15 protein-coding genes and 2 tRNA genes are annotated in these 12,055 nt (G+C 35.9%); 9 read left to right on the top strand and 8 right to left on the bottom strand.

Annotated elements, in window-relative coordinates:
- Window positions 1-132 precede the first annotated feature (132 nt).
- A tRNA-Gly gene (locus tag AC3RVG_RS14600) sits at window positions 133-205 on the top strand.
- A gap of 66 nt (window positions 206-271) precedes the next feature.
- Window positions 272-355, top strand: a tRNA-Leu gene (locus tag AC3RVG_RS14595).
- A 132-nt stretch (window positions 356-487) separates the two neighbouring features.
- On the opposite strand, the gene AC3RVG_RS14590 is transcribed toward AC3RVG_RS14595, so the two are convergent.
- A complete protein-coding gene (locus tag AC3RVG_RS14590; protein WP_489692247.1) occupies window positions 488-907 on the bottom strand; it encodes an Lrp/AsnC family transcriptional regulator in 420 nt (139 codons plus the stop codon).
- A gap of 124 nt (window positions 908-1,031) precedes the next feature.
- Here AC3RVG_RS14590 and AC3RVG_RS14585 point away from each other — a divergent pair, with 124 nt between their 5' ends.
- Entirely contained in the window at window positions 1,032-1,748 is a 717-nt protein-coding gene (locus AC3RVG_RS14585) for a sulfite exporter TauE/SafE family protein (protein ID WP_489692204.1), read from the top strand.
- Between the two features lie 269 nt (window positions 1,749-2,017).
- On the opposite strand, the gene AC3RVG_RS14580 is transcribed toward AC3RVG_RS14585, so the two are convergent.
- Genes AC3RVG_RS14580 through AC3RVG_RS14570 form a run of 3 tightly spaced genes read right to left on the bottom strand, consistent with a single transcriptional unit; the run spans window position 2,018 to window position 4,378 of the window.
- Entirely contained in the window at window positions 2,018-2,278 is a 261-nt protein-coding gene (locus tag AC3RVG_RS14580; protein WP_489692203.1) for a hypothetical protein, read from the bottom strand.
- 52 nt (window positions 2,279-2,330) lie between these two features.
- A complete protein-coding gene (locus tag AC3RVG_RS14575; RefSeq protein WP_489692202.1) occupies window positions 2,331-3,098 on the bottom strand; it encodes a TIGR03915 family putative DNA repair protein in 768 nt (255 codons plus the stop codon).
- Window positions 3,095-4,378: a putative DNA modification/repair radical SAM protein gene (locus AC3RVG_RS14570; protein WP_489692201.1), complete on the bottom strand. Its 1,284-nt coding sequence runs from the start codon at window positions 4,376-4,378 to the stop codon at window positions 3,095-3,097. The genes AC3RVG_RS14575 and AC3RVG_RS14570 overlap by 4 nt, the downstream gene beginning before the upstream one ends.
- Before the next feature lie 103 nt (window positions 4,379-4,481).
- On the opposite strand from AC3RVG_RS14570, the gene AC3RVG_RS14565 reads away from it, so the two are divergent.
- Complete coding sequence (locus tag AC3RVG_RS14565) at window positions 4,482-5,264, top strand: LexA family transcriptional regulator (RefSeq protein WP_489692200.1); 783 nt, start codon at window positions 4,482-4,484, stop codon at window positions 5,262-5,264.
- Between the two features lie 35 nt (window positions 5,265-5,299).
- Here AC3RVG_RS14565 and AC3RVG_RS14560 read toward each other — a convergent pair whose 3' ends face one another.
- The 4 genes from AC3RVG_RS14560 to AC3RVG_RS14545 form a co-directional block, all read right to left on the bottom strand.
- The gene (locus AC3RVG_RS14560) at window positions 5,300-5,551 is read right to left on the bottom strand and encodes a hypothetical protein (protein WP_489692199.1); all 252 of its coding nucleotides are present in this window, start codon (window positions 5,549-5,551) and stop codon (window positions 5,300-5,302) included.
- Between the two features lie 41 nt (window positions 5,552-5,592).
- Complete coding sequence (locus AC3RVG_RS14555; RefSeq protein WP_489692198.1) at window positions 5,593-5,832, bottom strand: hypothetical protein; 240 nt, start codon at window positions 5,830-5,832, stop codon at window positions 5,593-5,595.
- Between the two features lie 23 nt (window positions 5,833-5,855).
- The gene (locus AC3RVG_RS14550) at window positions 5,856-6,080 is read right to left on the bottom strand and encodes a hypothetical protein (protein WP_489692197.1); all 225 of its coding nucleotides are present in this window, start codon (window positions 6,078-6,080) and stop codon (window positions 5,856-5,858) included.
- A 142-nt stretch (window positions 6,081-6,222) separates the two neighbouring features.
- Window positions 6,223-7,464 carry a 3-deoxy-D-manno-octulosonic acid transferase gene (locus tag AC3RVG_RS14545; protein ID WP_489692246.1) on the bottom strand — a complete coding sequence of 414 codons (1,242 nt, stop codon included), beginning with the start codon at window positions 7,462-7,464 and terminating at the stop codon, window positions 6,223-6,225.
- Between the two features lie 147 nt (window positions 7,465-7,611).
- Here AC3RVG_RS14545 and AC3RVG_RS14540 point away from each other — a divergent pair, with 147 nt between their 5' ends.
- The 5 genes from AC3RVG_RS14540 (at window position 7,612) to AC3RVG_RS14520 (ending at window position 12,014) form a co-directional block, all read left to right on the top strand.
- Window positions 7,612-8,772, top strand: coding sequence for a DegT/DnrJ/EryC1/StrS family aminotransferase (locus AC3RVG_RS14540; RefSeq protein ID WP_489692196.1), 1,161 nt, complete (start codon window positions 7,612-7,614; stop codon window positions 8,770-8,772).
- Between the two features lie 31 nt (window positions 8,773-8,803).
- Window positions 8,804-9,826 (top strand): UDP-glucose 4-epimerase GalE, encoded by a 1,023-nt coding sequence (gene galE / locus AC3RVG_RS14535; RefSeq protein ID WP_489692195.1) that lies wholly within the window; start codon window positions 8,804-8,806, stop codon window positions 9,824-9,826.
- 15 nt (window positions 9,827-9,841) lie between these two features.
- Window positions 9,842-11,119, top strand: coding sequence for a metal-dependent hydrolase family protein (locus tag AC3RVG_RS14530; RefSeq protein WP_489692194.1), 1,278 nt, complete (start codon window positions 9,842-9,844; stop codon window positions 11,117-11,119).
- Window positions 11,120-11,157: 38 nt separating this feature from the next.
- Window positions 11,158-11,448, top strand: a complete 291-nt coding sequence (locus AC3RVG_RS14525; protein WP_489692193.1) for a hypothetical protein — start codon at window positions 11,158-11,160, stop codon at window positions 11,446-11,448.
- A 224-nt stretch (window positions 11,449-11,672) separates the two neighbouring features.
- Complete coding sequence (locus AC3RVG_RS14520; protein ID WP_489692192.1) at window positions 11,673-12,014, top strand: cupin domain-containing protein; 342 nt, start codon at window positions 11,673-11,675, stop codon at window positions 12,012-12,014.
- Window positions 12,015-12,055 lie beyond the last annotated feature (41 nt).

Genomic DNA, 12,055 nt, shown 5'->3' with positions numbered 1-12,055 from the left:
AAGTAAAATTTTTAAATTTGCTCCCGCTTTGAATACCAAGCGACGTTCATTAAAAATTACCCGAAAATTGCTCAGTTTGTGGAGCGCGTCCGCTTAAGGCGGATAGGGTTTGCGGGTAAGTATTGAAATAATGCGAAAATAGCTCAGTTGGTAGAGCGCCACCTTGCCAAGGTGGAGGTCGCGGGTTCGAATCCCGTTTTTCGCTCAACAAGATGCCGATGCAATTCGGCATTTTTTGTTATGTCCCGGTTGCAATAGGCAACCCAATTAAGCTCGAGTGGTGGAATTGGTAGACACGCCGGACTTAAAATCCTGTGACCATTAGGTCGTGCGGGTTCAAGTCCCGCCTCGAGTACTTTTAAAAAGCGCAATTCATTGATTATCAATGGTTGCGCTTTTTTTTGTCACTACATTTTTTATTAGACTAGCTGGTAAAGGACTTAGACAGAGATAGCTAGAGAAATAAAAAATTTAATTAAGTAGGTAGTTAATCCTTTTTCAGTTCCGAAAGAATGAGGTGTGTAGTTGGATTACCATATTTAATTAGCTTATCTATAAATTGTTGAAGGTGTAATTGGTCACGTAATACTACTACCATAAGTATATTATAAGGACCGGTTATTCTATATGCCTTTTGTACTTCTGGGAATGTTTTAATTTCTGTTAATATATAATTCAGTTTTCCATCAAAGATTTTTAATAAAACGAATACCTCTAATCCATTACCCAATAAGGCTTCATTTAATTGAACGTTATAGGACAATATCACTCCCATATCTTCTAGTTTTTGAACTCTTTCCCGTACAGAAGACGGTGAAAGAGCTATTTTTCTTCCAATTTCCGCAAATGAAAGTCTAGAATTTTCTTTTAATAAATTGATTATTTGAGTATCTATATCGCTTACCATTGATTCGTTCATATTTGTTTAAAAATACATTTTAAATTAATAATTATCTGCTTTTTGCCATTAAAGCCATTTTGCGAGGTGAGTTATCTCCCTTAATTTTAATGTAAATAAATAGTTTTTTTATATGGATTTAGAAATGTTTTTAGTTCTCTCAGTAGGAATATTTGTTGGGTTTTATGTGCAAACTGTAATTGGTTTTGCAGGGGCTTTAATGGCGCTCCCTATTTTGCTTTTTAAAATGCAACTACCAGATGCCGTAGCGTATATTTCTATATTTTATCTGTTTTCGAGTATTTTTCTAATAGCTAAGGAATGGAAAAATATTGACAGAAAAATTATACTTCAGCTTGCAATAGCATCTGTAATAGGCGTTATTTTAGGGATTGTAGTACTCGCTTTCACAAAACCGATAATTTTAAAAAGAGCGCTTGGACTATTTATATTGTTTTATGTAGCTTATGTTGTTTTTGGTAAAAAGAAGATAAAATTGAATAAGCCTAGTGTAATTAGTCTGGGTGTTTTGGCAGGTTTTTTTTCTGGAGTATTCTCTACTGGCGGCCCACTTTACGTAATATGTGTTGAAAATACAGTTAAAAATGTTAGAGCGTTTAGAGCAACAATGATTGGGATTTCGGGCGTTGTCACTATAGCTAGGGTTCCGGCACTTGCTGTGAGCGGAATATTAAATCTTAGTCATTTGAAAATGACGTTGATAGTATTTCCAGTTTTTATTCTTGCTCAATTCTTAGGAAAACGAACTTTTATGAAGATTGAAGAAAACTTGTTTAAAAGATCTTTAATGTTCCTTTTATGTGCTTCTGGCCTGATACTAATATTTTAAAGTGATAGTTTGTGAAAACAATCAGCCATGAGGCAGATAACCAGATTGTTGATGGAGATTTGATAAAAGTAATGGGTTGGTATGATAAGGAATTCGGGCTCACTAATCAGATGATTCGTGTGGTTCAAGAAATATAATTGATTTCTTTATTAGAATAATTCTAAGAGTTACCTTCAGTAAAGTCCTGAACATGTAATTTTGGGTGATAGCCATAAAAAAAGCCCTTTCATATTTGAAAAGGCTTTCTATTTTTTAGCAAAAAAATATGCTTATTGACCGTCAGTAGCGTCTTTTACAGCTTCTTTAGTGTCATCAGCAGCTTCTTCAACAGCTTCACCAGCATCATCCATAGCTTCTCCAGTTGCATCAGCAGCGTTGTCTATAGCATCGCCAGCTTCGTCAAGTGCATTTTCAGCATCAGATTGCATAGTTTCTGCAGTTTCTTCAGCATTTTCAGTAGTAGTTTCTCTGCAAGAGTAAACAGAAGCAACCAAAGCAAGAGCGGCAAGTGATAAAAATAATTTTTTCATTGTAGTAATAGATTAGTGATTAATAGTGCGCAAAAGTAATTAAAAATTCAATTCAAAAGTTTTTTTCAGGTAAATATTTCCAATACCTTTTTGGAATGTGTTTTATGTGTAATTCCATGTTCTTTCGAGAGACTATATTACTGTTTTTAAAGTAATTGCCCCACAATTTTTGAAACTGCATTTCTTTACATGTAAAGTAAGATTTCGCATCGATTTTACTATTTATGGTTGGCGAAACCTCTAATAAAACTGTTTCTACATTCTCAAGGTTGTAATAAATGCCATAATTTCGTTTTAAGTCGAAAATAAGCCATTTTTGATCGGCATATCTTCTTTTAAAATGAGTTTCAATTAAGGGCAATACATTAAAGTCTGGTTCTACTGTAGCAAAATAAATTCCATCTTTGCTTAATCGGAAACGTACAAAAGCATCCATTCTGTGTTTTTCGCGATTTACTTTTTTTACAACTTGTTCAATTTCTAAAATAAACGGATCCGAAAAATCTTTTTCAATATTAATTTCGGAAGAAAGTGCCCGACGAATATAATGTAAGATGGTATCTTCAATGGAAATGATCTCGCTTAGGTATGCTTTGTATAATTTCCTTTTAGCTTCGGCGCTTATTTTATTCGAAAGTCCATTCCAAACGCGTTGCGCTTTTTGAGAATCAGTAATTATTTCTTCTTCAGTATCGAAAAAACTTTTAACGGAATGCTCCTTTTTAACGATTGAAACAACCTTCAACTTATATTCATAAACGTAGAAAATAGCAGAAAGCATGCCATCAAAACTTCCGTCATAAATCAATATATTTTTCATGCAGAATGAATATTTGGAATGTCGAATAAATTTAATTGAGTGCTGAGATCTTTTCTAAATTTGCTGCTTGATTCGCTTAAAATTAAACCTTTTACTTGGGCAGCCGTCCGATCCTTACTTTCAAAAATTCTTGAATCGCAGGTAATAAAGTATTTTGCCCGGTTGAGCGAACCACCAATTGACTTTAGATTTTCCCAATTTAATTTTCGATACTTACGTGCGTGTATTATTTTATGAACAGATTTTAGTCCCAAACCGGGTACTCGTAACAACATGCGCATATCTGCTTTATTTATATCGATAGGAAATTGATCTAAATTTCGAAGTGCCCAACTTAATTTTGGGTCTATATCGGATTCTAAATTTGGAAAATCTTTGTTTAATAATTCACGAACATCAAAGCCGTAAAACCGAAGTAGCCAATCTGTTTGGTACAATCTATTTTCACGTAAAATAGGAACTGCGGAACCAATAGATGGCAATCGGGTATCATGGCTAATAGGCACATAACCGGAATAATAAACTCTTTTTAAATTAAACGATTTATAAAAATAGGCCGAAGTGTACATAATTTCCGCATCGCTTTCACCACTGGCACCCACAATCATTTGCGTGCTTTGTCCAGCGGGAGCATAAATAGGTACTTTCTTAAGAAGTTTCTTTTCGTTTTTATATTGAATGATTTCATCTTTTACCTTTTGCATAGGTTTAATGAAATCTTTTCTATCCTTTTCGGGAGCCAGAAGTTTTAAACCTTTCTCTGTGGGAATTTCAATATTTACAGAAAGTCGATCGGCGTAGAGACCAGCTTCGCGCATAAGTTCGTCGCTAGCTCCTGGAATTGATTTTAGGTGAATATAGCCGTTAAAATTTTCTTCTTCTCTAAGTTTTTTCGCCACGGAAATAAGGCGTTCCATAGTATAATCTGCGTTTTTGAAAATTCCACTGCTTAAAAAGAGGCCTTCAATGTAGTTTCTTCGATAAAAATTTATAGTGAGGTCAACTACTTCCTGAACTTTAAATGCTGCGCGTTTTATATCGTTGCTTTTGCGAGTAACACAATAGGCACAATCAAAAATACAGTGATTAGTTAGCAGAATTTTTAAAAGGGAAACACATCTTCCGTCTTCGGTATAGCTATGGCAAATGCCCATACCGCTGCTATTTCCTAAGCCTTTATTTTGGTTTTGCCTTTTGCTTCCGCTGGAAGAACAGGACACATCATACTTTGCAGCATCGGCTAAAATGCTGAGTTTTTCATTAATTCTTTCAAAATTCATAGTACACTTTGGAGTATGGCCAAAATTACGGAAATATTCCTAGTTGATTGGATATAATCCAATTTAAATTTAGGATATGTTCCAAATTATTATATATTTGTGTATGGAATCACAACTAACTATTGAAGCCCAACGATTTAAAAAGATTCGTGAAGAACAAAGGCATACGCAGCAGTCGTTTGCGGAATTGCTCGATATTGGTGCAACTACCGCCGATATTGAAAGGGGGAAAACCAAAATTACCGGTAAAATTATTATGGAACTCATGGCTCAGTTTAATATAAATCCGTTGTGGGTTTATGGTAAGAGTTTTGAAAAATATATAGATACGACGCGTGGCGACGTGAGTCCGAAAGTTTTAACTGTAGATACTACGGGCAACGACAGTATTTTGTTGGTTAATCAAAAAGCTGCGGCTGGTTATCCTAATAATATTCACGATGTAGGTTGGTATCAAACACTTCCTGCTTTCAATATACCATTGCCAGAATACAGAAACGCTTCATATCGTGGCTTTCAAGTAGAAGGCGATAGTATGTTACCAAATATTCGTCCCAACGAATGGGTATTGGGACGAGCAGTACCAAGCATTACTGAAGCTACGGATAGTAAAATATATATCGTGGTTTTGAGGGATTCTGTTCTGGTTAAAAAACTTCAGAAAATCCCAAATAATCCACAGGGCATTAGGCTTATTTCATTAAATGAAGAGTATTTGCCAATAGATGTAAAAGTGAAAGACATACAAGAACTTTGGATGGTAAATAGCAAACTTACTTTTGGAATTGACGAACCTTCAGAAAGTAATTTGTTGCGACAATTACAACATTCCATGGACGAATTGAAAGCGCAAATGACAGGAATAAGCCAAAAAAAAACCGACTAAAAGTAGTCGGTTTTTGAATTGTTGAAATTGCGAACTTAGTTGTTAACGTCAACTTTTATTTTAGAATCTCCGTCTTCATCTGTTTTTATTTTCACAGACTTTTCGTCGGTTTCCATTTTTATTTTGGTATCACCGTTGTCAGTTTTAACTTTTACGTCGGCGCCATCATTCTTCATTTCTTGAATAAGTGATTCTTCTTCAGTCATTTTCTCTTTTTGGTCACGACAAGAAGTAAAACCAGCAGATATAAATACTGCCGATAAGATTATTAATGCTACTTTTTTCATAATTGGTTTTTTAAGGTTAAATGTGATATTAAAATAGTATTCTAGATATCGTCTGTGCCGCCAGTTCCTGTGTTTTCCTGAATTTCATTTACACCTTCTTGAATGGTGTTTTCAATAGGATCTGTGGCGTCATCGTCTGTCATGTCTTTTACATCGTCTGCCGCGTCATTCATGTCGTCAGCAACATCTTGTACATCGTCAGTCTTTTTATTATCACGGCAAGAAACGAAAGCTGTGCTAAATGCAAGAACTAAAGCCAGACTTAAAATTAGTTTTTTCATAACTATATTGAATTTAAGTTAATTTATTTTTTGTCATCGTTACCGATGTCGTCAATTTTCTTATCAATTTCTTGATTTACTTCCTTATCCACTTCTTTAGCGGTTCTTTCTAAGATACCCTCTCTGTCATTAGAAGTATTGGTTTCAACCTTAACTTCGCGAATTACTTCTTTAGTTTCAGTTGTCTTCTCGCGGCACGAACCAAAGGCTGCGGCAACGATTGCAAGTGTTAGAATTAGTTTTTTCATAATTAGATTGTTTTTATTTGTTGGAACAAAGCTACCTTTTTAAAATTATGAAATGTATAATTATATACTAAAAAGTGTGAAGATTTTATTAATGCTTTTCTAATTTGTAGTTTTTAGCATAATATATTAAGGAAAATAAAGGCTATTTATAATTACTATTAATCCATTCCATTATTTTTTTTGTAGCGCCAGTATTTTTATTCACAAAGTGGCCTGCAATCATTCCAGTTTGGCTCCGAAAGCCTTCATTCGCAACTAGTTTCTCAAAGATTTCTTTACTTTCCGTAACATTTTTAATAGAGAATAAACCTGCCAACTCGCGCAAGCGAATGGCCTCGGGGAACTGTTCGTAATTGTTTCCTATTATAATAGGTACTCCAAAAGTGGCTGGCTCTAAAATATTATGAAGCCCAGTTTTTCCCATCGCGCCACCCACATAAGCGATATCTGCATAATTATACAGTTTGGTTAATAAGCCGATGCAATCTATTATTAAGACAGAATATGCAGCAATATTTACTTCATCTTTATTAGAATGAAGCACGGTTTTCTTTACAATATTTTCAGTGAAAGCTGCTATTTTATCGGCTTCTATTTTATGTGGAGCAATAATGAATTTTACATTTTCTGGGGCGCTATTTATATAATCTAAAAGTACGGCTTCATCTTCTGGCCAAGTGCTTCCGCAGACAATACAGAGTGAATTACCTTTAAATTCTTCAGCAAATTTTAAAGTATTGTCAATTTCAATTTGATGCGAAACCCTATCAAAACGCGTGTCGCCACTAACAGTTGTGTTGGTAAAACCGATGCTTTTCAAAAGTATTTCTGAATTTTCATCCTGCAAAAAGAAGTGATTAAAGCTTCCAAGCGCTTTAATCATAAAGCCGCCATAACTCTTAAAAAATATTTGGTCTGCGCGAAAAACACCCGAAACCAAAAGTGTTGGTGTATTTTTTTTCTGAAGTTCGAAAAGATAATTAGGCCAAAATTCATATTTCACAAAAATGGCGAGCGAAGGGTTAACTGCAGCAATAAATCTTTTCGCATTAGTTGGGGTGTCCATTGGCAAATAAACTACAGCATCTGCTAGCGGTGTGTTCTTTTTATTTTCAAATCCCGAAGGCGAAAAGAAACTCACCACAATTTTATGGTTGGGTTTTAGTTTTTTCATCGCCTCTATAATTGGTACGCCCTGCTCAAACTCTCCTAATGAAGCACAGTGAAACCAAATGGTTTTATCTGAAGGAGAAATTTTTTGTTGAAGTATTTCAAACACATCTTTTCTGCCGTTGACGAAAAGCTTCATTTTACTACTAAATAGAGCCACAATCCTTAAACCGAAGGAGGCTACATAAATTAATAAATTGTAGAGTTGGTGCATATGCTGTAAAAATACTAAATTCAATGTTCAGTAATTTAGTTATTTTGAAACGTGTTATCTTTCGAATACCTAATTAACCAATCTCTAATTCCGACGAATCAAATATCATTTTCGTAATTTTACCGAATTCAAAATTATTTCAACAAAATGAAGAAAATTCAAATGGTTGACCTTAAAGGTCAGTATCAAAATATAAAGGAACGCGTGGACAGTTCTATAATGAACGTAATTGAAACTACCACTTTTGTTAACGGTCCCGAAGTTCACGAATTTCAAAAGGAGCTTGAAGAATATCTAGACGTAAAACACGTAATTCCCTGCGCTAATGGAACAGATGCACTGCAAATTGCTATGATGGGGCTTGGCCTAAAACCAGGCGATGAAGTAATTACGGCCGACTTTACCTTTGCTGCAACAGTGGAGGTTATCGCACTTTTACAACTCACTCCAGTTTTAGTAGATGTTGATCCAATCAATTTCAATATAGATGTGGAAGCAATTAAAAGAGCTATCACGCCAAAGACAAAGGCTATCGTTCCTGTGCATCTTTTTGGCCTTGCGGCAAATATGGACGAAATTATGGCCATTGCTAAAGAACATAATCTTTATGTAATTGAAGACAACGCCCAAGGAATTGGCGCTGATTATACATCAAAAGACGGTTTAAAAAAGAAGACTGGTACTATTGGCCACGTTGCTTCAACGTCATTTTTTCCTTCTAAAAATTTAGGATGTTACGGTGATGGCGGTGCTATTTTTACAAATGACGACGATTTGGCGCACATTATTCGCGGCATTGTAAATCACGGTATGTACGAGCGCTATCATCACGATGTGGTGGGCGTAAATAGTAGATTGGATTCTATTCAAGCAGCCGTGCTTCGTGCAAAACTTCCACTTTTGGACCAATACAATGCGGCGCGTCGAAATGCAGCGAGAAAATACAGTGCGGCATTCGCTGGGATTAAAAATATAATTACGCCAACTGGATTTTGTGATAATACGCAAACCATTTGCGATGTATGTGACTGCCACGTTTTTCACCAATACACTCTTAAAATCGTAAATGCAGACCGCGATGCCTTGGTGAATCACTTAAATGAAAAAGGAATTCCTTGCGGTGTTTATTATCCAATTCCGTTACATCTTCAAAAGGCTTACAGAGATGAGCGTTACAAAGAGGAAGATTTTCCTGTAACAAATCAATTGATAAAAGAAGTTATTTCCCTGCCCATGCATACTGAATTAGATGATGAGCAGATTGATTATATTACAAAAACTGTGATTGATTTTATTTCGAAAAAATAATTAAGAGATACCCGCCTTCGCGGGCATAGATATGAAAAAAATACTCGTTACTGGTGGTTTAGGCTATATTGGCTCCCACACCGTTGTTGAGCTTCAAAATTCAGGTTATGAAGTTTTAATTGTAGATAATTTATCCAATTCTTCACTAGACGTTTTAGAGCGCATTACCAATATTTCTAAAACTCCACCAACTTTTGAACGTTTGGATCTTCGGCTAAAAGCAGATGTTTCAGAATTTTTCAAAAGAAATAATGATATTGAAGGAATCATACATTTTGCAGCGAGCAAAGCCGTGGGAGAAAGTGTTGAAAATCCGCTTCTTTATTACGAAAACAATCTAAACACACTTATCTATTTGCTTCAGGAATGCAATACCCATGAAATTGAAAATTTCATTTTTAGTTCCTCGTGTACTGTTTATGGTGAGCCGGATTCGTTGCCCATTACAGAGGATGCGCCTGTAAAAGCAGCGACTTCGCCCTATGGAAACACAAAGCAGATAAGCGAAGAAATATTAAAAGATACTTGCGCAATTTCAACTCTAAAATCGATTGCACTGCGTTATTTCAACCCAATTGGAGCGCATGCAACTGCGCAAATCGGGGAGCTTCCAGCGGGTGTTCCTCAAAATCTGGTGCCATTTATTACACAAACTGCTGCGGGCGTTCGCGAACAGCTTTCAGTTTTTGGAGATGATTACCCAACAGAAGATGGTAGTTGTGTTCGTGATTATATTCACGTTGTAGATTTGGCAAAAGCGCACGTTATTGCATTGCAACGCTTGCTTTCAGCTAAAAACGAAACTCAATTTGAAGTTTTCAATTTGGGAACAGGTAGAGGAAGCTCAGTTTTGGAAGTGGTGAATTCCTTTGAAAAAACAACGGGCGAGAAATTGAATTACAAAATTGTAGAGCGTCGCCCGGGAGATGTTACTTCGGTTTATGCAGATACCAAAAAAGCGAATGAAGTTTTGGGTTGGAAGGCTCAGGAATCTATGGAAAATGCTTTGGCTTCGGCGTGGAAGTGGGAAAAAAAAGTGCGCGGTATTCAATAATTTAATTATTTATATATGAAAAAATTACTACCCCTCTTATTGCTGCTTGTTTTCATCGGAAGCAATGCCCAAGACATTTACCTGCATTGCGGAAAACTAGTTGACACTAAAAATGGCAAAGTGCTTTCAGAAAAAACCATTGTTATTTCTGAAAATAAAATAACAAGCATTGAAGACGGTTATGTAACTCCAAAAAATCCTACAGACCAAGTAATCGATTTAAAAAATAAAACGGTGCTACCCGGCTTAATAGATATGCACGTTCATATTGAAGGAGAAAGCAGTCGCAATGGTTATTTAGAGCCTTTTATTTTAAACGAGGCAGATGTAGCTTTTAATGCTGCAGAAATTGCAAAACGAACGCTTATGGCTGGTTTTACAACTGTGCGTGATTTAGGTGGAAGTGGAGTAAATGTATCTCTTCGCAATGCAATAAATAGTGGAAAAACCGATGGTCCGCGAATTTATACTGCAGAAAAGGCCTTGGCCACAACTGGTGGGCACGCAGATCCAACAAACGGACGAAAGAAAGAATTAATGGGAGACCCCGGTCCAGCCGAAGGTGTAGTAAATGGAGTGGAAGATGCAGCAAAAGCTGTTCGGCAACGATATAAAAATGGTGCAGATTGGATAAAGATTACTGCAACCGGCGGAGTTTTAAGTGTAGCAAAAAGCGGGAAAAATCCACAGTTTACTGAAGAAGAAATAAAGGCCATAGTAGATACCGCAAAAGATTACGATATGCAGGTAGCAGCACATGCACACGGCGATGAAGGTATGCAACGCGCCGTTCGCGCAGGGGTAAAAACCATTGAGCATGGTACGCTTATGAGCGATGAAACTATGGAGTTAATGAAAAAGCATAATACATATTTAGTACCAACGATTTCCGCAGGGAGGTTTGTAAGCGATCAGGCTAAAATTGAAAACTACTATCCGGCCATTATTGTTCCCAAAGCGTTGGAAATAGGTCCGAAAATTCAGGGTATGTTTGCACGAGCGTATAAAAAAGGGGTGCCAATAGTATTTGGTACCGATGCTGGCGTGTTTCCACATGGGCAGAATGCAAAAGAATTTAGTTATATGGTTGAAGCAGGAATGCCAGCAATGGAATCTATTCAGTCGGCTACTGTGGTTCCAGCGATGCTTTTAAAAGCTGAAAACGAAATCGGCCAACTCGCTATCGGTTTTATGGCAGATATTATTGCTGTAGATGAGGATCCAACAAAAAATATCAAAACGCTTGAAAATGTAGTTTTTATTATGAAAAACGGCATAATTTACAAGAATTAACCCTCAATTAACCCAGGTTTAACGCTAATTATTTGGAAATGAGGCTTAGCAATGGTTTCTTTGTACTCGAACAGCATCCTTTACTTTTGCTTTCAAACATTTTGTCTGGTGGGCTAAAGGGGATCAAAGAAAACATGATGAAGTTAGTTTCAGTGAAACGACAAACAAGAATAGAAAAAAGATTTACAGAAAAAATGGGAATGTTCACAACTAGTGTGATCTACATCAAAAAGACATTTTTGAGTGTTCCGTTTAAAACAGTACATAAGTATCGCGAAACCTATTACGGTAAAGTAAAGTCATGCGAAGATTGCAGCATAAGTGCTTAAAAAATTTTAAATTCAGAATTCTGGATTTATAAAAACGCCGAATGATATTTATCATTCGGCGTTTTTCATGTTACTATCCGTCCATTTCTTTTTTGGATAGAACTAATCACAATTTCAGCTACCATTAAATATGTGTTCCCAAGTATGCTTTAAATCATATTTTGGAGCTTTAATATGGGCTATTTTTGAGCTATTGTAAATAGTGAAAATTAAAAATCATAATTATGAAAACAGCATCATTAATAAACGACCTTAACTACAACGAGCAAAAGCCCGCAATACAAGTTTTAATGGAAACTGAAAGTGGAAAGGAAATCAGAATTGCCTTTAAAGAAGGTCAAATAATGAAAGAGCACAAAACTCCATTCCCAATTGTAGTAGAAATATTTGAAGGAGCCATAGACTTTGGTGTAAATGGAGTGATTCATAACTTGAAGAAAGGAGATTTAGTTGCGCTTGAAGGAGGCATTCCACACGATTTAAAAGCTTTAGAGCCAAGTACGGTACGTTTAAGTCTTAACAAGGCAGACTCAGCAAAACGGGTTCAAGATGTTGCCAATCAATAATATATTTTCAAAGTAAGTATAATTTTTAAAGGGAATATCAG

It is taken from the genome of Aequorivita sp. IT1282, assembly GCF_058068205.1.
This window is presented reverse-complemented; position numbering and strand designations above follow the sequence as displayed.

What these genes read in the sequence shown, in the direction of transcription:
- AC3RVG_RS14590 (WP_489692247.1), bottom strand. Translation starts at nt 907, where the DNA reads ATGGTAAGCGATATAGATACTCAAATAATCAATTTATTAAAAGAAAAT.
- AC3RVG_RS14585 (WP_489692204.1), top strand. Translation starts at nt 1,032, where the DNA reads ATGGATTTAGAAATGTTTTTAGTTCTCTCAGTAGGAATATTTGTTGGG.
- AC3RVG_RS14580 (WP_489692203.1), bottom strand. Translation starts at nt 2,278, where the DNA reads ATGAAAAAATTATTTTTATCACTTGCCGCTCTTGCTTTGGTTGCTTCT.
- AC3RVG_RS14575 (WP_489692202.1), bottom strand. Translation starts at nt 3,098, where the DNA reads ATGAAAAATATATTGATTTATGACGGAAGTTTTGATGGCATGCTTTCT.
- AC3RVG_RS14570 (WP_489692201.1), bottom strand. Translation starts at nt 4,378, where the DNA reads ATGAATTTTGAAAGAATTAATGAAAAACTCAGCATTTTAGCCGATGCT.
- AC3RVG_RS14565 (WP_489692200.1), top strand. Translation starts at nt 4,482, where the DNA reads ATGGAATCACAACTAACTATTGAAGCCCAACGATTTAAAAAGATTCGT.
- AC3RVG_RS14560 (WP_489692199.1), bottom strand. Translation starts at nt 5,551, where the DNA reads ATGAAAAAAGTAGCATTAATAATCTTATCGGCAGTATTTATATCTGCT.
- AC3RVG_RS14555 (WP_489692198.1), bottom strand. Translation starts at nt 5,832, where the DNA reads ATGAAAAAACTAATTTTAAGTCTGGCTTTAGTTCTTGCATTTAGCACA.
- AC3RVG_RS14550 (WP_489692197.1), bottom strand. Translation starts at nt 6,080, where the DNA reads ATGAAAAAACTAATTCTAACACTTGCAATCGTTGCCGCAGCCTTTGGT.
- AC3RVG_RS14545 (WP_489692246.1), bottom strand. Translation starts at nt 7,464, where the DNA reads ATGCACCAACTCTACAATTTATTAATTTATGTAGCCTCCTTCGGTTTA.
- AC3RVG_RS14540 (WP_489692196.1), top strand. Translation starts at nt 7,612, where the DNA reads ATGAAGAAAATTCAAATGGTTGACCTTAAAGGTCAGTATCAAAATATA.
- galE (WP_489692195.1), top strand. Translation starts at nt 8,804, where the DNA reads ATGAAAAAAATACTCGTTACTGGTGGTTTAGGCTATATTGGCTCCCAC.
- AC3RVG_RS14530 (WP_489692194.1), top strand. Translation starts at nt 9,842, where the DNA reads ATGAAAAAATTACTACCCCTCTTATTGCTGCTTGTTTTCATCGGAAGC.
- AC3RVG_RS14525 (WP_489692193.1), top strand. Translation starts at nt 11,158, where the DNA reads ATGAGGCTTAGCAATGGTTTCTTTGTACTCGAACAGCATCCTTTACTT.
- AC3RVG_RS14520 (WP_489692192.1), top strand. Translation starts at nt 11,673, where the DNA reads ATGAAAACAGCATCATTAATAAACGACCTTAACTACAACGAGCAAAAG.